We start from the raw sequence: 18,901 nt of genomic DNA, 5'->3' as shown, positions 1-18,901 counted from the left end.
AAAAACCCGAAAACGGAGAACGACAATGAGCACACAGGATGCATCTGGCGCGGTTGGCAATGTTACCGTGAATGGCACGAAGCTCTGGGACGATATTCTGGAGACGGCCCGGTTTGGGGGGACGCCGAAGGGCGGGATCAGGCGCCTTGCCCTGACGGAGGAGGACCGTCAGGTCCGGGCTTGGTTTGTCCGGGCCTGCGAGGCGTTGGGATGTACGGTGTCTCATGATTCCATGGGGAACCAGTTTGCGCGGCGTCCGGGAATGGAGAATACGCTGCCGCCCATAACGATGGGAAGTCATCTCGACACGCAGCCGACGGGTGGAAAATTTGACGGAATCGTTGGTGTTCTCGGTGGTTTGGCGGTGCTGCGCACGTTGCATGAAACGGGGCGGGAGACCCGTCATCCGATCGAACTGATCAACTGGACGAACGAGGAGGGGTCGCGCTTTGCGCCCGCCATGCTGTCGTCCGGTGTGTTTGCAGGTGTGTTCACGGAGCAGGAGGCGCTCGATACGAAGGATCGGGAGGGCGTGCGCTTCGGAGACGCGCTTGAGGGCATTGGATATCGGGGAGCGGAAGCCTGTGGCGCGCATCCTGTGGCGGCGTATTTTGAACTGCATATCGAGCAGGGGCCGATCCTTGAGGTCGAGCATAAAACGATCGGGATCGTGACGGGGGTGCAGGGCATGCGTTGGTATGAGGTCACGCTCAGGGGACAGGACGCTCATGCCGGGAGCACGCCCATGCGATTGCGGGCTGATGCTCTGGTGACGGCCGCGCGCATGATTGATGCGGTGCAGACCATTGCGCTGGCGCATGGGCCGGATTCAGTTGGAACGGTCGGACTGATCGAGAACAGGCCGAACAGTCGTAACGTTATTCCGGGAGAAGTGTTTTTTACGGTTGATTTCCGTGATCCTGATGATCGTATCGTCCAGAAAATGGAAGAGGCGTTTTACGCACAGGCGTCGGACCTAGCTGAAAAGGCCGGGTTGACGGTGGAGATCGAGCGGGTGTGGGATACGCCTGCGGTTCAGTTCGACCCCGAATGTATTGGGTCTGTTGCGCGTGCGGCTGATACACTGGGCTATCCGGCGCAGCGGATTGTTTCGGGAGCGGGCCATGATGCGACTTATATGGCGCAGGTTGCCCCGACTGCGATGATCTTTGTACCGTGTGCCGGAGGACTGAGCCATAACGAAGAGGAAAGCGCTGAGCCTGACGATGTGACGGCGGGGGCAAATGTGCTTCTTCGGGCTGTGCTGGAGACGGATAGCCGTCTCTGACAGGCGCGGGGGCGGATTTTTCAGACTGGGAGAGGAGCGTTGATGACGGCGGGTTTTGCAGCAGATCTCTATAATGAGGAACTCGCCCCGGTTGCGCCGGAGAAACGGACTTGGTCGTGGCTGAACATGGCCACAGTCTGGATGGGAATGGTCCATAACATCGTGGCCTATGAAGCGGCGGCGGGTCTTATGGCTCTTGGTCTCTCGGCATGGGAATGTCTGGAGGTTGTGGCTGTTGCCTATGCGATCCTGTTTGTCACGATGTGGTTCAATGCGCGGCCCGGAACACAATACGGGATTCCGTTCTGTGTTCTGATCCGTTCCGCCTTCGGGCCGAAGGGCGCGCAGATTCCGGTCATTTTGCGGGGCTTCTGTGCGGTTTTCTGGTTTTCCGTTCAGGCTTATGCCGCGACACAGGCGATGGATGCCATCCTCTCCACGTTAAGTACGACATGGGCGTCTTTCAGCACGCCTGTTCTGGGAATGCCGGAAAAGCGCTGGGCAGCGATGGCGATTATCTGGGCGCTCCATGCCTGGATTTCGAGCCATGGGGTTCATCGTATCAAGAATTTCGAGCTTGTCGCGGGGCCGCTGGTCATTGTCGTAGGGCTTGTGGCGACGGTCTGGGGACTACGGGTGGGGCACGGTCTGGGGCCGCTGTTTTCCGTTCCCTCCCGGCTCCACGGGTTGGCCTTTCTGGCGACGTTTGCGCTGGGCGTAACGGGGATGATCGGGATGTGGGCGACGTTTGCCGTGAATATTCCGGATCTCTCGCGGTTTGTCCGGTCGCAGCGCGATCAGGTTGTCGGGCAGGCCATCGGGCTGCCTCTGACGGCGCTTGTTTTCACACCGATGGCCATCATCACCACATCGGCGACGGTTTTGCTGTTCGGGCGGCCGATCTGGAATCCGACGGAGCTTCTTCTTGCGCTCAATCAGCCGCTTGTGACGGTAATTGGCGGGGCGACGCTCATTCTGGCGACATTGTCTGTCAATGTAGTCGCTAATATTCTTCCCGCGTCTTACGATCTGATCAATCTCTTTCCCCGGTATCTCGATTTCAATCGGGCCAGTCGGCTTGTTCTTGGGTTGGGCGTTTTCTTCATGCCCTGGCTCTGGTTCGATCATGCGGACAATATCTACCGGATGCTTGATATTATCGGTGGGACTTTGGGGCCCGTGACGGGCATTATGCTGGCTGATTATTATATTGTCCGGCGGCAGACTTTGGATGTTGGTGCGCTTTACCGACATTGCGATGTTTATGGTGGTCTGGCGGGCTGGCATGTGCCGGCACTCATTACGCTGGCGGTTGGGGGCGTCGTCGCATCTGCAGGGCAGGTGGTCCCGGCCCTGCATGCATTGGGAGATGTGTCCTGGTTTGCAGGGGTTTTGATCGGGTTCGGGCTGTATCTGGGTCTGAACCGTGTTGTGTGACAATTTGGTGTAAAAATTATCTGTTGCGGACTCGAATCATTGTGTCCTGCCGTCAGGCTTGCTACTAATTTGACTGTTTAGTCAGCTTCGTAATGTTTCAGTTCCGTTCATCCGCAGCAGAACGTTGCAGGATATGTCCTTTGAAGGAAAACGCGTTTCCATGTCGCTTCCTTTTATCCGAACCTGTTATGTAACGCTTCTGGCGGGTACAGCATTGGCCAGCGTGGCCGCCCATGCGGCGTCTTCAGGCCATAAGTCTCATACGCCGTCTCGTGCCGCGCCTTCCGGTAGCAGGCCGACATCGGGGGCGGCCAAGGCCGCAACCTCGCCCGCACCGGCCGTGAAAAGCCCTGCACACGACATGACGGCGTCCGGGCGGGTTGAGGAAATCAGCGTTGCCGGACGCAGCACGCGGACGCGTTCTCCGGGCGGCGGTCTGATGCGGGTCGAGACAGCGGCAAAGGCCGTTCAGACGGTCACGCGCGATTTTATTGCCAAGCAGATGCCTTCTGCGAATGTTCAGCAGCTGATTGCCATGCTGCCAAGCGTGAATGTCGCACAGCAGGATCCGGCGGGACTGTATTCCGGGCAGGTCAATGTCCGGGGGTTTGACCAGAGCGAAGTGGGCTGGATGCTCGATGGCGCGCCCCTGAACGATATTGGCGGCGGCCAGTTCTATGCGAACGAAGTGCTGGAATCCGAAGATCTGGAAAGTGTTTCGCTCCAGCCGGGTTCGGTTGATCTTAACAGCCCCGTGGTGAATGCGTCCGCCGGTCTGACCAGTATGGTCATGACAAATCCGACGACGCGTGCGGGAGGACTTCTGGATGTCTCTTTCGGATCGTTCGATACGTTCCGCGAATTTCTACGCCTGAATTCCGGCTATATCGGAAACAGCGGTATTCGGGCCATGTTCGCTTTCAGCCATACAAAAGCGAACCAGTATCGCGGAGCAGGGCAGGCGGAGAAGTTTCATTATGACTTCAAGGCCGTAAAAGATTTCAATAACGGAAGCCATACCGGCCTGACGGTCTCGTATAACGATCAGGTCAATGATTCCTATCTGAACCCGAGCCTGCCCAGTTATCTGAAGTCCGGTTACAGCAACGATTACGCGGCGTATTATACTGGCGTGAGCTCAGGTGCCAATTATTACCGCTTGCACGTCAATCCTTTCCGTAACGTGGTTGCGGTACTTCCGACCCATATTGTGGTTTCCCCGAAAATCACAATCGAGGATTCTGTCTATTTCTGGCATGGGATTGGAAACGGCACCGGCGCAGGGTTGGTGAATGCCTCGACGGGCCTTGGTAATCAGTCTGTGGCACTGGATCTGAATGGTGCCAGTAGCGCTCTGGCCCTGACGCCGTCCAATCAGGAACAGTTCCGGACGGGTAATACGCTCTCCCTGCACTACAAGCCCGACCATCATCATGATCTTTCCATTGGGTGGTGGTACGAATATTCCAACGAACTTCAGTTCTCGCCTTATGGCCGCGTGAATCAGTCCACTGGAGAGCCATCCAATATCTGGGGGACGAGCAGTATTCTTCAGACGACGACAGGACAGGATTACAAGGTTCGCAACTTCCTGACCCTGACGCAGGTGAACATGCTGTTCATCGGCGATGAGATGAAATATTTCAACGATCGCCTGAAGATTGATCTGGGTTTCAAAGAGGCGATGGTCACGCGTCGGACTTATAACTATACCCCCGGCACGCAGTATAACCGGAACCTGCATAGCGCTGAGCCGCTGCCGCAGATCGGGCTGTCCTGGAACTTTGATCGCAAGAACCAGATTTATGTATCTGGCAGCACCAATTTCAAAATGCCGTCCAATACCTCTCTTGTCGATTATTATGGAACTGCAAAAAAAAGGACGCAGATTGGCGGCCCCAGCAATCCTGAATATACGATCGAGGAGGAACTGGGGTATCGCTATAATGGCGATGTCATTGTCGGGTCGGTGTCCTTCTTTAACTATAATCTGTCGAACCGCCAGCAGTCCCTCAACTATTACCTGAGTGGGGCGTCTTACAGCCAGACCGTCAATGCCGGTGGCCAGACGACACGCGGTGTGGATGTCCAGCTCAGCACGCGTCCGATCTGGCATCACTTGCGTCCCTACGTCACGTTTGAATATCTGCATTCAACCATCGACAACAATATCGCGGCGACCACGATCGGCGGGACCTCGGACTATCTGCCGACCAAGGGTAAGACGGCCATTCGCTCGCCGCATGAGATGGCAGGGATTGGCATTGATTATGACGATGGCAGCTTCTGGTTTTCCGGGCAGGTCAAGTATGTGGGCAAGCAGTACGCCACGTTCACGAACGATAACGCCATTCCGCAATACATCACGAACAATGTCGGTATGGGATACCGTTTCCATAACGCGGGTTTCCTGAAATCGCCGCAGATCCAGCTCAATATGCAGAACCTGACGGGGGCCAAGTTCCGCAGTGGCGTTTATGGTTTTACAACGAATGCCAATGCGACGAAGGGTGTTTTCGGCGGCACAATAGCTGGTTCTGCTCCGAGTTATTATCTTCAGGTGCCTTTCAGTGCGATGGTGACGCTCTCGACGGGTTTCTAAAACGCGATCCAGTTCTAAGACTTTCATGAGTTCAGAACCTTGGGGAGCAGCGCGATCTGTTTCTCAAGGTTTTGAGTTTCTCTCGCATGTTTGGTCAGCTGCTTGAGTTTTTATGGTCGGTCTTGATGACCGTATTCCGGCCGAATGTGACCGCGCAAACAAACTTCACGAACAGACGCGCTCCTGCCATCGCTCTGCGCCTCGCTGGCCTCAATGTCTGATATGCCGCTGAGAAAAGCGCTAAACGGACAAAGGACTTTATCGTCTTGGTTATAGTCTCATTATAGCATCAAGAACCCAGTAGATTTGGGTGTGAAGAGTGTAAAATCTGTACTTTCATCAGGTCGCAGTAAAGGGGAATAAAATTTTTCGCCTTTACGTTTGAGACATTTTCCGCAAAATAACGATAATTTTTATTACCCAGATATCTTTTTCTTGGAAAGATATTTTTAACGAGGTGCGATTAATGCTTTGCCTGCAGGGTCTTCCACATGTTGTCATTCAGAAAAGCCGGGGGCTGAGCTGCCTCCTTTTGGCGACGGTTTCGACCCTGAGTTTTACTCCTGTTGGGGCTTTTGCAGCCACTCAGACAATCAGAGGAAGCTTTCAGGGGGCCGCGGCCAGTCAGTCTTATGCTTCTCCGGTTATTGCTAGCGGAGCTTTGACGATTGGCAATGGAGCGCAGATTTCGGCCCAGAGCATTACCGCGGGAGCGCCTCCGGCCGGGGCTGCTTTGGTAATGGTTTCCGGCTCGGGCTCCTCTTTGAATGCGGACCAGTCGCTTGTCATCGGTGCGGCACCTGATGCCTATATCGGATCGACTCTTAATATTTCCTCAGATGCTCAGGTTTCTGCTGCTTCTGTCAGTGCTGGTCTGGGAGATGGCACCTTGGGGACCATCAACCTGACGTCCTATGGCGCGTCGGATAGAAGCCGTCTCGTTACGAATGATCTGACGCTCGGTTCAGGGGGCGGTAATGCGGCACTGAATGCAACGGGGCAGTCCGGTGGGATCGCTCTTGTACATGTTGATGGAAAACTTACCATCGGCCAGCCTGATGCTGCTAACGGCCTCGGAGCAAACCCCGTCTGGTTGGGGGCCGGGAGTGTTCTGGAAGTCGGGGGTACAAACGGAATTCAGGCGACGGGCACGTCGAAGGACTACACGTTCACGTTGTCTGGCGGCACGTTGCGGGATGTCAATGCTGATCTGAGCAGTTCGGTCAACATCAGCCTCGGCAGTAATAGCGCGTCAACGATTGATACGGGGCGTTTCAACACCCGTCTGACCGGCGCCATCACAGGGGCGGGCAATCTCGTCAAGACGGGTAGCGGAACCCTGACGCTGACGGGAGACAATCAGTACGCACATGGCGCAGGGCCGGTCGTCAACACGATCATCCAGCAGGGAACCCTTGCCGCTTCTCCGCTGAGCCTGCGGGGTGTTGGGGTGATCCAGAATGATGCGACGCTGCGTATCAGTCAGGACAATTATACAGGCCAGAAGACGGCCGGGCCTGAGATGGTCAGCAATATCATCACGGGTACAGGCGATCTGATCAAAGATGGCGATAAAACAGTCGCCCTGACAGCGACGAATACTTACACTGGCGCGACAATTGTCAACGAAGGAACACTTGAGCTTGGCTATTATGGTGGCACCAGCGGCTCGATCAATAACAGCTCTCAGATCCAGCTGGTTAATGCGTCCTCAAATCTGACCGTATATCGGGATGATGATGTGACCGTCTCTCAGAATATTAGCGGATCCGGATCGGTTACGAAAATGGGCGGGAATACTCTTACCCTGTCCGGTGTGAACACCTATGCCGGTGGCACCGATATCCAGGGCGGAACGCTGGTCGGGAGCGTGTCCAGCTTCGGGACGGGGACAATCAGCACGGCGCAGGGCACGACACTGGTCGTGGATCAGGCGACTGACGGCACGTTGGGTAATGCGATGTCTGGTGCAGGTGCAGTCGTCAAACAGGGGGCGGGTGCGCTGGTTTACACCGGTGACGGTTCAGCACTGATGGGTTCGACGAATGTTGAACAGGGAAGCCTGTCGGTGATGGGCAATCTTGAGAATTCTGCCGTTACGGTTGCCAGCGGAACGTCCGTGACAGGAACGGGTGTAATCGGGAGCGCGGATATTTTCGGGCTATTCCGGCCAGGGCAGACGGCTTCCAGTTCGTTCGGGACGTTGCGCGTCAATGGAAACGTTACCATGGAAGGCGGCTCGACCTTCGCGGCGAATGTGGGGGCTGACCAGAATTCCAGTCAGGTCAGTCTTTCCGGCGTGCTGACGATCAAACCGGATGCGACACTGGTGGTGACGGCACTGCCGGGGGCAGACCTCAGAACCGGCCAGTCCTATACGCTTGTTCAGGCGTCCGGGGGCGTGAGTGGAACATTTGCCCATTATGACCAGAGCGGTCTCGTCCAGACCCATTCGCTGATCCAGCTTGTCGAGCCGACCTATTCTGCTTCGAATTCAGTGCAGATTGCCTTGCAGCGGAATACGGTCCTGAGTTTCGGTTACGGTGCATCGACCCGTAACCAGACGATGGCCGGATACGGGCTGGACGGAATCGCCAATATTGCCCAGGCAGGTGCTCTGACCAATCTGGTTGCGGGGCTTGAGAACCAGCAGCGTTATCGCGCGCTTGATGCCCTGTCGGGTGAAATTCATGCCAGCACGCGGACCGCGATGGTCAATGACAGTTTTTATATCCGCAATGCTGCGCTGAACCGGCTGGATTGTGCGGATGATGATCTGCAGCAGCAGATTTCCGGCACGAAGGGCGCACATACCAACATCTGTGACACCGCACCTGCACGGGGTTTAAGCACCTGGGGCACCGTTTATGGGGCCATGGGACATAATGCATCATCCGCGGGAACTGTCGGATTGAATGACAATTCCGTTGGCTGGATCATGGGGGCCGATACCAGGGTCGGGGAATGGCGTGTGGGTGGATTGCTGGCTTACGGTCGGAGCATGTTCTCCAATGGGGGCGGTCGCAGTTCGGGCGGCCATTCCAATAATGTCACACTGGGCGCCTATGGGGGGACTGCATGGCGTGTGGGTGGCCTGACGCAGGATGCGCTGATCACGCTGAAGTTGGGAGCCGACTATACCTGGAATGTGCTGAATACCCGTCGTGATATCCGCATTTCGGGATATGATGCGCATGTCAGCAGCAATTCTCTGGGCGGGACCGGACAGCTTTATGGAGAGACGGGATATCGTTTTGCCGTTCAGGCGGCGGGCACGCCGGTGGAGTTCGAGCCTTTCGTACGGATGGCTTATGTCAATTACCAGTCTGAAGACGTGCGAGAGCATGGTGGTGTGGCGGCGCTGCGGGTCAAAGGGATGGATCAGAGCATTGGCTATTCGGCCTTTGGCATGAAGGTGGCAACGCGTCTGAATGTCGCAGGTGTGACGGTGGCGCCGCATCTGAGCGCGGCCTATCGTCGGGCTTTTGGCATGACGGATATGACGGCGAAGGAAAGCTTTCGTCTTGCTCCGCAGGCTCAGGGCTATGGAATGGATGTGACCGGGGTGCCGCTTTCGATTGATACTGCCGTGGTTCAGACGGGTCTGACCGCGAAACTGGCGGATCGTCTTGATGTCTCGGTGGATTATGTCGGGCAGTATGGCGGGCGAATGACCACGAGCGGTGGCAGCGGAAAGATCACTTACAGCTGGTAAGGGCAGGTGGAGGATCTCGCTCTTCTTTCGTAATTCACACAGGATGAGGAGTTTCTATGCAATCGCAGGTGTTTGAAATTGGAGATATCGTCTCCTGGAACTCAGAAGCGGGATATGTCAGTGGACGGATCAGAGCCGTCCATTCGGCGCATTTTTTGGTCAATGGCTATGAGCATCATGCAACGTCAGAGCAACCTCAATATGAAATAGAGAGTCTTAAAACCGGCCATATCGCTTTTCACAAGGGTACAGCGCTCAGCCTTGTCATAAAGCGCGCCGGTGTGGTGCCGCGGTCCTGAACGGACCATTGGTGGTTTGAAGCAGAGTCCGATTTTATCGGCTGTTTTGCCGGCCATCTTCCAAAAGGCATGACGGGCGGGATCACAGGCTATGAGATTTCATCATTATCTCCGCTTCGGTAAAAGTCATTCCGGGGGAAGTATTATTTTTCCGGAAGCGGTGGTGCGCCACTCTTTTTGAATTCTTCGAGCAGAAGCTCTGAAGCAAGACGGAACGCCCGTTTGGCATGCAGATATGGCATCCACTGGCCCATCATATTCCAGGGCATTCCGTTATTATAGGTCGCGATTGCAATCAAGGTTTCTCCGGTTGCGCCATCGACAGCTATCAGTTCTTCACTGGCTCCGCCGGGAAACGGGGGTGGAATAGGGGGCAGGCCACCACCAGCCGCACCGGCTGCAAACCCGGCGACAACGGGAATGGCATTGTAATACCATTTGCTGCGACGGATATTCGTGATGGCGGCGCGGATATGAACGGCGTCCGCGCAGGTTCCACACTCGGATGCATCAACGACTGTATAGATCTTGCCGATATTCTTTTTGATTTCGGCTGTGAAGGCATTTGTCATGCGGGCCGCGACTTCCGGTTTGAGATGGGGGGCGTTGGCCACCGGATGCCAGGTCACGGGATCAATGACAGCGGTTTGGTATTTTGAGGCATCCAGACCGGGTTTAACGTAGATATGGTCGTCAACGTGTCCCTTTTGCGGCGTCATGTCGCCGTAGGTTTTTTCTGGCAGGAAGCCGGAATGCGTTACGTTCTGCCCGGCGCAACCGGTGAGCGCGAGTAACGCCATCATGGGAGCGTTGTAGGCGGTGATTCGCATGTGGGGCTTGGATATGAGCAATATTGTGCTTGCAAAGTGTCCGAACCGGGAGCGTGAAAACGTTTCTGCAACGGGCAGAACCCGTGCGTGCGCTGCCTGACGAAACTGGGCGCGATATGGCGCAGGTAATAATGTCATTTTTAACTCTCCCCACAGCAGAACACTGAGTGTGCAGATCGCTCTGCTGGTAGAAGCGACGCTGCTGGAGGAGGTTTATCTGGCGAGGATTTCTAGATTATCTCGCTATTATGTCGAGGATGAAATATTATTTCAGTGATAATTTTCCATACAGGAAAACTGGTGTCGGTTCAAAATATCGCCACGATGCGATCAGGGAAATCTGAGGGTGTTTTCGGTAAAATAACCTGAATTTCGAGGCCGCCTTCCGGGTGATTGGACGCTTTGATTTCGCCGCCATGGGTCTGGACAATACTGAGGGCGGATGTCAGCCCCAGACCAATGCCGCCCGTTTCCCGATTTCTGGATTTGTCGCCTCTGAAATAGGGTTCGAAAATTCGCCCGATCTGATCGTCAGGGATGCCTGGACCATGATCCCTGATCGTGATGACAGACTGCGTTGGCATGCATCTCAGTTCGAGGGAAGGAACCGTGGCATATTTGACGGCATTTTCGACCAGATTGGTAAAAACGCGTTTGAGAGCAAAAGGACGGCCCTGAGAGGTTGCCCTTACGGGTCCGGAATATTCGAGAATAATGTTTTGATCCGCAAAATCATTGACGATGGTTCGTAAAATCCCTGGAAGATCGCAGGTCGTCATCTCTTCGCAGACAGCATCATCCCTGAAAAACGACAGGGCGCCATCGACCATGGCCTGCATTTCGTCGACATCCCGGAACAGCCGTGCCTGCTGTTCCATATCGTCGATGAACTCTCCTCGGAGACGCAGTCGCGTCAGTGGCGTTCTGAGATCGTGCGAGATGGCTGCCAGCATGGTGGTGCGTGCCGCGATAAATTTCTGGATCTGATCCCTCATGGCGTTGATCGTCTGGGCAACCAGTTGAAGTTCGCGCGGACCGGTTGCCGGAATGGGAGCGGATGATGGGTTCATTCCGGCAAGACGAACATCTTTCGCCAGATTTTCGATGGGCCTGGAAAGCTGGCGAGAGGCAATGAGAGAGACGGCAATCACCCATGCGGCAATCGTGGCGAATTCCAGCAAGAGGCGTTCGCGCCAGAAAAAACCCCAGTATCGCACCAAAGCGGCACAGACCAGCCAGCTTCCATCGTCGAGCTGTAGGGCCATAAACGATGCATCAGGATATTTTTTAGGATCAACGGAAATATCAGGAGCCTGCGCGACGGGATTATCGACGGAAAATGCGTCCATGCTTCTTGTCGTTCCGCCGATAAGGGATGCAATGATATCATGTCCCATTTGGACTTCATACGGATTATAATGCGCGGTTTTCAGCATTTCCGCGGTACGGCTGTCTGCGGCAAACCACTTGAACTGAAAACCTTCGGTGGAAGCCGCCTGCGCAATTTTCGGGCGTACAGCTGCAGGAGCCGCCGTAATGACGCGTGTGATGGCAGCGACTTCCTGAAGAAGGCCGGTCTGCTCGATGTTGGGTTGTGCCCAGTGCCCACCAAACAGGAAGAATAACTGCAACAACCCGACCGTTGTGGCTGCGGCCAGAGCCACCGTCGTCACCAGACGGCGTGTAATGGTGTCTTCAAACCAGCGAAGACGGGTCACAGACGTTTGACTTCCGGAGAGAACAGATAGCCACCGTTCCGGACAGTCCGAATCACGATTGGATTTTTGGGGTCTTCCTCCAGCTTCTGGCGCAGACGGCTGATCTGAACATCGATGCTGCGGTCATATGCCGTATGATTTCGCCCCCTTGCCAGATCGAGGAGCTGGTCGCGGGTCAGAACCCGCTGGGGATGTTCTGCAAAAGCCAGAAGAAGCTCAAACTCTCCACCAGACAAAAGAACGAGCGCATTATCTTCCGAGCGGAGTTCCCTGCGTGCGACGTCCAGGCGCCAGCCTCCGAAAGACAGGATCGGGCGCGCTTCGCTCACAGGAATGCTGTCAGTCCTGTCTGCTGTTCGGCGGAGGACAGCTTTTACTCTGGCCAGCAGTTCCCTTTGGTCAAAGGGTTTGGTGAGATAGTCGTCCGCTCCAATCTCGAGACCGACAACGCGATCCGTGTGCTCGGCCATCGCAGAGAGCATGATGACCGGAATGTTGGAGCTGGTTCTGAGGCGTCTGCAGAGACTGAAGCCATCCTCGTTGCGCAGCATGACGTCAAGGATGACCAGATCAATTGTTTCTGAACCCAGGCATGAGAACATGGCAGGACCATCCTCTGCGACCGAGACGGTATAGGAATGTTTGCCGAGAAATCGGGTGAGCAGGGAGAGAATGTCCCTGTCGTCGTCCACGATAAGGAGATGAGGCATGACTGTCATTCTCTCCTGATATCACACCAGCTTCTACTCATGATGTCTCTTATATGAGCGCTTTATTTCAGCTCAGACACATTCTTCATGCCCCGCCATTCTATTGATGTCCTCATTTGATTCCGGTGGGGGCTGAGCTGTTCGGAATTGACGGTACGGCCATATTTCAGGGCCGAGATATTTGCGACATACGTGTGAAAGAATCGCTTCCTAAAAGAACAGGCACTGACCGGCTGATCTGGCTGGAACCTGTTTCTGGAGGTGTGTCGTGAAAGCGCACTGTTTTCATCTGGCGTTTACTGCGGCTGAGTTGACCGTGTTTTACGTTATGGAGCCCATGGGTTTGTTCGCGCTGGGTTTCGACGTGATGCACGCGTTCGTCAAACGGTGTGCCGAGACATGAAAAGAGAGATCAAGCGGAGCGGCAGTACAGATTTTGAACATAATTTCAGAAGTCTGCATGCGGTCGTGGAGGTAATTCTTTCCTCCTTGCCGTGGATTTTTCTGATTGTTTATGGCGCGATCTGTCTCGCTGTTACAATCCTGTGTGGATATTGATTGTGAAAGCGTGAAGCTGCGATTTTCGTTCGTGCAAGCTGATCTCGCTTTCGAGGGACAATAAGAAATCTATGGCCTGAATTTTATTTTTCCCTTAAATCAGGACTATGCATCACGTCGGATTTTTTATCTGCCAGAACCACCGGATTCTCGATCTCGCAGGCCCTTTGGGGGCTTTCGAAGAGGCCAACACCCTCATTGAGGGTGGGGCGTACCGGCTGACGGTCATCTCCGAACCCGGAGGCATCGTCGTCGGGAGCTCTGGGGTTCCCATCGACACGCAATCCAGCCGCGACACGGCTTTTGACACGGTTCTGTTCATCGGTGGAGACATCGGGCCTTTCCAAAACCCCGACGCCATCGCTGCTGCAAAGGATCTTACGGCACGAACCGTCCGCGTCGCGAGCGTCTGCACAGGTGCCTTCCTGCTGGCGGAAACCGGGCTGCTCGACGGCCGCCGCGCAACGACGCATTGGCGTCTCGCACCGGAGTTGCAACAGCGTTATCCTCAGATCAAGGTTGAGGCCGACCGTATCTTCATCTCGGACCATAATGTATGGACGTCCGCAGGGATTTCCGCGGGGATCGATCTGGCACTGGCCCTCATTGAAACCGACCACGGCATTGCAATCGCCCGCGACGTCGCCCGTGAGCTTGTCGTCCCTTATCGGCGCTCTGGTGGGCAGTCGCAGTTCTCGGCCATGTCCCAGATGGAGCCGGAATCGGACCGCATCCGTATGGCGCTTGCCTTCGCGCGGGAACATCTGGTCGAGCCGCTTCCGATCGAACGTCTGGCGGAAGCAGCACGGTTAAGCGTGCGCCAGTTCGGGCGTGCCTTTCGCAGTCAGACGGGCGAGACACCGGCCCGAGCGGTCGAGCGTCTGCGCGTGGAGGCAGCCTGTTCCCGCCTGCAAAGCGGGTCGGAACCGATTGAGCAGATCGCAAAATCCGTGGGTTTTTCCGATCCGGAGCGCATGCGCCGCGCCTTCGTCAAGCTGCACGGCCACCCGCCGCAGGCGATCCGGCGCGCAGGTCGTCAGGACAGTTCAGGCTGAGTGATGACGAGGGTATGATCTTAAAGAGAGAGGACACCCACCAGTGCCTCCAACGGATCATGAATAAACCCGTCGGCCTTCAGCATGACCAGACCATGAAGTTGTCCCCATCTGACATGTGCCGACAAAGGTGATGCCGCCGGGTCTGAGGTCCGGACGCGATCAAGAAGCGGCTGAAAACTGGTGTTTGCTGCGCGCTTCAGGGCGCTATCGGGTGCCGCCCCCGGAACCAGACCCGATGCGAACATGAGGCGATAAAGCTCCACATTCCTCTCCCCGAACACGAGATAGGCGACCGCCATCCTGTTCAGCGCGGTCACGTCGTCTCCGTCCGACGCGGCTTCGAGAAGAGCCTCGGTGAAGCGTTCAAATCCATCCGTCGCAACGGCAGCAAGGAGGTCTTCACGGTCGCTGAAATGGCGGTACGGCGCCGACTGCGCAACGCCAGCCCTGCGCGCCAGCGATGCCATGGAAAGACCCTGCGCCCCATGAGCGGCGACTTCCGCTAAGGCTGCATCAAGTAATACCTTCCGCAGATCACCATGATGATAGGTTTTGCGAGCACCGGAGGGTTTTGCGTCTGTGATTTGCTTCATGTGATGATGTATAACATTTAAGTTGACATTGGATCAACGAATGACGATGTGATGATCTATCACATAGGACATCGTCATGACTCTAATCTCGAAATCCCATGCGCCCACGCATTCCGGGGGGCCTTATCTCGCCAATAATTTCAAACCGATCGAGATTGAAACGACCGCTTTCGATCTGGAGGTTATCGGCCATATTCCTGAAGCCCTGAATGGTCGGCTTCTGCGTATCGGTCCCAACCCCGTCAGTGTTCCAGACCCTGCGCAATATCACTGGTTTTCAGGGTCAGGCATGGCGCATGGACTGCGTTTGCGTAAGGGAAGGGCAGAGTGGTATCGCAGCCGCTATGTCAGGGATGCGTCCGTGGTCGCCGCTCTGAAATTGCCACCGCTCGAAGGGCCCGGCATGGGTTTGCGCGATGGCAGCGTGAACACGAATTTTACCAGTGTTGGAGGAAAACTCTATGCTGTTGTCGAAGCGGGCAGCCTTCCAGTCGAGTTGAACTATGAGTTGGAAAGCGTCGCGCGTGCGGATTTCAACGGGACTCTTGAAGCCGGCTTCACCGGCCATCCAAAATTCGATCCCATAACCGGCGAACAGCACGCTCTTGCCTATGAACCCGGACAGCCGGTTCGCTATATTTCGCTCGACCAGAACGGATATGCCACGACGAAAGCACGGATCGATCTGCCCCATATTCCACTAATCCATGATATGGCATTTACCGCGTCGTTCATCGTCATCCCCGATCTGCCGGTTACGTTTCAGCCCGAACATGCGAAGGCGAAATTCCCTTGGCTCTGGGATGAGCGACGGGATGCGCGGATCGGGCTGCTGCCCCGCAATGAAGACGGCACGAACATTCAGTGGTTCGAAGCCCCACGCTGCTTCGTTTTCCATTTCGTGAATGCCTATGACGATGGGGATCTGACAATCATCGATCTCGTGCGTCATCCCCGGATGTTCGAGCGTGATCACAATGGCCCGAACGAAGGCGCGCCCACGCTCGTCCGCTGGACGCTAGACCGGCGCTCCGGGCGCTTGAGCGAGATGCTTCTTGACGATCACGGAACTGAGTTCCCACGGATCAATGACCGGTTCGGCGGTCAGTCCTATCGCTTCGGCTATACAGCTCACTGGGGGCGGGACGTACGTTTCGGACCTGCCATGAAACACGACATGCTGCGGGGAACCACGGAAATCCATCATTATGGCCCCGACCGCATGACGTTAGAGCCCATCTTCGTGCGCAAGCCAGAGGCACTTGCCGAAGATGAAGGCTGGATCATGTCTTATGTGTACGATGCGGCCCGAAATCTGAGCGATGTTGTTATTCTGGATGCTCAGGATTTTACTGGGGAGCCTGTCGCTACAATACGCCTGCCGGTCCGGGTGCCGTTTGGCTTTCACGGAGAATGGATCGCCGACGACACTCTGCCATCTCCTGCGGCCTGAAACAGATACGCACCATTTTCTGGTGCGTATCTGGTCTCTACAGATTAAAGAACCGGGCGCATCAGGCCGTTCTGAGAGCCCGGAAGTTTTTTATAAACCACGTCACGAATTGCCGGGGGTGCCTCCGCAGGATTGCCAGCATGAAAAGGTGGCTGCGGATCATACTGCACAAGAAGCTGTACTTCCTGCGCGGCTTGCGCCCCACGGAGTTCAGCTGCGATCGCCAGACCGAAATCAATACCGGCCGTTACTCCGCCCCCACTCATGAAGCGTCCATCCTTCACAATACGCGCGGGATCAGGAATGGCCCCATATTCTTTGAGGATGTTCAGAAATGCCCAATGACAGGCACTTCGCCGCCCCTTGAGAACCCCTGAAGCCGCAAGGATAATAGAGCCGGTACAGACGGAGGTCACATATCTCGCCGTCTCGGACAGACGCCGGACATGCCCCAGTGTCTCGGGCTTCATCATGGCCGAAAGATTCAGGGCGCCAGGCACGCAAATGACATCGACCTTGTCGATATCGGAAAGCTTTTCCGTTGGCCCGAAAACAATGCCCTTTTCCAGCGTGACGAAACCGCCCTCAGGACTGGCAAAACGAACATTCGTGTTGGGAATGCGCGACAGGATTTCGTTGGGGCCGGCAAAATCAAGAAGTGTTCCGTTCGGATAAATCGCAAACAGAAAATCTATAGGTTTTTCGGCTGTCCCCGACACGGCCGCCCGTGCGCTTTCCGGCAGAAGGCGCGTTGCCGCCGTTGCAGCAATCGCAGCGCTCCCCATGAGCATCATGCGGCGCCGTGCGCTCCCTGCCTCGGTCAATTCTTCCGGGAAGGTTTCATCGAAAATTTCAAGCATCTCCGTCTCCTCATGTCTCCTGCCCCATAGGGCTGGTTTCTGGACGGTCTTGAGACGTAATGCTCTGTGAGAATTTCCTAAAGGACCTATTTCCCTTGTTTTGCGCCATATGTGGATAGCAAGGCGATATGTCTTAAAGAGAGGGAAATATGTCCTTTAGGTCATAACCCGTTTTGATAGGATCAACGGGAACGGTGATCGCGTCCGGGACGCCTGTCACGTTTTTCTAATATGGGGATCTGATATGAGACTTTCGGGAAAAACTGCCCTCATCACGGGCGGTACGAGCGGTATCGGCCTTGCGACTGCAAAGCGGTTTGTCGCAGAAGGAGCGCGTGTTGCCGTCACGGGGCGCGATGAAACCCGGTTTGCCGATGTGCATGCAGAACTGGGCGGAGAGGCGCTGGTTCTGGCGGCCGATGTGCGGTCTGTCGACGCCATGATCTCCGTTGCGGACAAGGTCCAGAAGGCATTCGGCGGCCTCGATATTCTGTTTGTGAACGCCGGTTACGTCATTCCGACACCCTTACAGTCAATTGATGAACGTCAGTATGACGACGTCATGGATGTCAGTGTCAAAGGTGCCGTATTCACGATGCAGGCGGCACTCCCCGTACTGCGTGAGGGGGCATCCGTTATTCTGACGACCTCGTTTATCGACCAGACCGGCAAACATGCCCTGTCGCTGGTTGCCGCCGCCAAAGCGGCAGTCCGGTCTTTCGCGCGGAGCTGGTCCTATGAGCTGCTCGGTCGCAAAATCCGTGTCAACGCGGTCGCACCCGGCGGGATCGAAACGCCGCTTCTGAACAAGATCGGTCTTTCTGAAGCCGAAGTGGAAGACTTCAAAACCCAGTTCGCTGCGAGCGTTCCTCTTGGACGCATGGGCCGGGCTGAAGAAGTCGCCGCTGCAGTTCTCTACCTCGCAAGCGACGAATCCCAATATGTCGTCGGCACAGAACTGGTGGTCGATGGCGGCTGTTCACAGCTTTGAAATACAGGGCCGATCGCTTCAACGACTTTTTATCACCGGGACATTTGTCATGATATTTACAAAACCGTTCGCTTCTTTTCTCGGCGCCTCGATGGCGCTCGTTCTGCAATGCGCACCTGCCATGGCGGCCAGCACGCAATCGCCGGATGTGGCTGCCGTGAAGGCTGTGACCGAGCAGTTTGCTGCCGATCTCGCCAAGGGCGATCTTCAGGCAATTTCGCGTCTTTACACTGATGACGCCAGACTACTGCCCCCCAACGCGGACCCAATTTCCGGTCGCGCTGCCATTCTTGCTTATTTTGAGAAGACCTTGCGGCCTGATCTCGTTGGCGGTGCCACATTCGATCACTATGAGATTTATGGTGGCGAAAATGCTGCAACCAGCCTTTCTCAAATCAGGATGCTTGATACCAAAGGTCAGGTTATCGAGCGCGGCAAACAGACGATCGTTTTGCTCAAGCAGGATGGCAAATGGAAGATCCATCGAGATATGTGGTCAGATAATTCTCCCACTCATGCTGCAGAACCATAAGAGCACGGCAGACGCACTCTGCTCTTGATCTTCTGACGCTTCTCCAGCACTGTCGCTTCCTGTCAGGGGAGTCCCGCCTAGGGGACTGAGAGGCCAATTGGTGACGTCGGGAAACCGGCGCCACGGTGAGGCGACCCTTTGAACCTGACCCAGTTGATGCTGGCGTAGGAAGACCGGAGGGCATGTCCCTCTCGGGCCGATCTGGCCTTTTCCGTGTCCGTGATCGGGCACTGGGGGCAGCGGCTCCCTTTCTGCCT

At 55.6% G+C, this 18,901-nt stretch carries 14 protein-coding genes and 1 riboswitch; of the genes, 9 read left to right on the top strand and 5 right to left on the bottom strand.

What is annotated here, in order from left to right; all coding sequences use genetic code 11:
• Positions 1-25 precede the first annotated feature (25 nt).
• The 5 genes from JK213_RS07390 (at position 26) to JK213_RS07370 (ending at position 9,341) form a co-directional block, all read left to right on the top strand.
• Positions 26-1,288 carry a Zn-dependent hydrolase gene (locus JK213_RS07390; RefSeq protein WP_194262630.1) on the top strand — a complete coding sequence of 421 codons (1,263 nt, stop codon included), beginning with the start codon at positions 26-28 and terminating at the stop codon, positions 1,286-1,288.
• A 42-nt stretch (positions 1,289-1,330) separates the two neighbouring features.
• On the top strand, positions 1,331-2,725 hold the full coding sequence (locus tag JK213_RS07385; RefSeq protein ID WP_194262631.1) for an NCS1 family nucleobase:cation symporter-1: 1,395 nt from the start codon (positions 1,331-1,333) through the stop codon (positions 2,723-2,725).
• 160 nt (positions 2,726-2,885) lie between these two features.
• On the top strand, positions 2,886-5,327 hold the full coding sequence (locus JK213_RS07380) for a TonB-dependent receptor (protein WP_194262632.1): 2,442 nt from the start codon (positions 2,886-2,888) through the stop codon (positions 5,325-5,327).
• 661 nt (positions 5,328-5,988) lie between these two features.
• Positions 5,989-9,042 (top strand): autotransporter domain-containing protein, encoded by a 3,054-nt coding sequence (locus tag JK213_RS07375; RefSeq protein WP_194262633.1) that lies wholly within the window; start codon positions 5,989-5,991, stop codon positions 9,040-9,042.
• Positions 9,043-9,098: 56 nt separating this feature from the next.
• Positions 9,099-9,341, top strand: coding sequence for a DUF2945 domain-containing protein (locus JK213_RS07370; RefSeq protein ID WP_194262634.1), 243 nt, complete (start codon positions 9,099-9,101; stop codon positions 9,339-9,341).
• A gap of 143 nt (positions 9,342-9,484) precedes the next feature.
• Here JK213_RS07370 and JK213_RS07365 read toward each other — a convergent pair whose 3' ends face one another.
• From JK213_RS07365 to JK213_RS07355, 3 genes are all read right to left on the bottom strand, one after another.
• Positions 9,485-10,171 carry a DUF3313 family protein gene (locus tag JK213_RS07365; RefSeq protein WP_228125529.1) on the bottom strand — a complete coding sequence of 229 codons (687 nt, stop codon included), beginning with the start codon at positions 10,169-10,171 and terminating at the stop codon, positions 9,485-9,487.
• 308 nt (positions 10,172-10,479) lie between these two features.
• Positions 10,480-11,889: a cell wall metabolism sensor histidine kinase WalK gene (locus JK213_RS07360; RefSeq protein WP_194262635.1), complete on the bottom strand. Its 1,410-nt coding sequence runs from the start codon at positions 11,887-11,889 to the stop codon at positions 10,480-10,482.
• Positions 11,886-12,608: a response regulator gene (locus JK213_RS07355; RefSeq protein ID WP_211571321.1), complete on the bottom strand. Its 723-nt coding sequence runs from the start codon at positions 12,606-12,608 to the stop codon at positions 11,886-11,888. Before JK213_RS07355 ends, JK213_RS07360 begins: the two co-directional genes overlap by 4 nt.
• A gap of 656 nt (positions 12,609-13,264) precedes the next feature.
• On the opposite strand from JK213_RS07355, the gene JK213_RS07350 reads away from it, so the two are divergent.
• The gene (locus JK213_RS07350) at positions 13,265-14,212 is read left to right on the top strand and encodes a GlxA family transcriptional regulator (protein WP_194262637.1); all 948 of its coding nucleotides are present in this window, start codon (positions 13,265-13,267) and stop codon (positions 14,210-14,212) included.
• 20 nt (positions 14,213-14,232) lie between these two features.
• On the opposite strand, the gene JK213_RS07345 is transcribed toward JK213_RS07350, so the two are convergent.
• The gene (locus tag JK213_RS07345) at positions 14,233-14,808 is read right to left on the bottom strand and encodes a TetR/AcrR family transcriptional regulator (protein WP_194262638.1); all 576 of its coding nucleotides are present in this window, start codon (positions 14,806-14,808) and stop codon (positions 14,233-14,235) included.
• A gap of 76 nt (positions 14,809-14,884) precedes the next feature.
• Here JK213_RS07345 and JK213_RS07340 point away from each other — a divergent pair, with 76 nt between their 5' ends.
• Complete coding sequence (locus tag JK213_RS07340) at positions 14,885-16,261, top strand: carotenoid oxygenase family protein (RefSeq protein WP_194262639.1); 1,377 nt, start codon at positions 14,885-14,887, stop codon at positions 16,259-16,261.
• Between the two features lie 44 nt (positions 16,262-16,305).
• On the opposite strand, the gene JK213_RS07335 is transcribed toward JK213_RS07340, so the two are convergent.
• A complete protein-coding gene (locus tag JK213_RS07335) occupies positions 16,306-17,121 on the bottom strand; it encodes a DJ-1/PfpI family protein (RefSeq protein ID WP_194262640.1) in 816 nt (271 codons plus the stop codon).
• A gap of 244 nt (positions 17,122-17,365) precedes the next feature.
• On the opposite strand from JK213_RS07335, the gene JK213_RS07330 reads away from it, so the two are divergent.
• Both JK213_RS07330 and JK213_RS07325 read left to right on the top strand, forming a co-directional pair.
• A complete protein-coding gene (locus JK213_RS07330; protein ID WP_194262641.1) occupies positions 17,366-18,112 on the top strand; it encodes an SDR family oxidoreductase in 747 nt (248 codons plus the stop codon).
• Positions 18,090-18,644 carry an SgcJ/EcaC family oxidoreductase gene (locus JK213_RS07325; protein WP_194262642.1) on the top strand — a complete coding sequence of 185 codons (555 nt, stop codon included), beginning with the start codon at positions 18,090-18,092 and terminating at the stop codon, positions 18,642-18,644. The genes JK213_RS07330 and JK213_RS07325 overlap by 23 nt, the downstream gene beginning before the upstream one ends.
• Positions 18,645-18,698: 54 nt before the next feature.
• Positions 18,699-18,832, top strand: a riboswitch (TPP riboswitch).
• The last annotated feature ends 69 nt before the right edge of the window (positions 18,833-18,901 follow it).

It is taken from the genome of Gluconobacter sp. Dm-44, assembly GCF_018256175.1.
GTDB classification, from domain to species: Bacteria; Pseudomonadota; Alphaproteobacteria; order Acetobacterales; family Acetobacteraceae; genus Gluconobacter; species Gluconobacter cadivus.
Note: the sequence above shows the minus strand (reverse complement) of the source record. Positions and strands in the feature narration are given on the sequence as shown.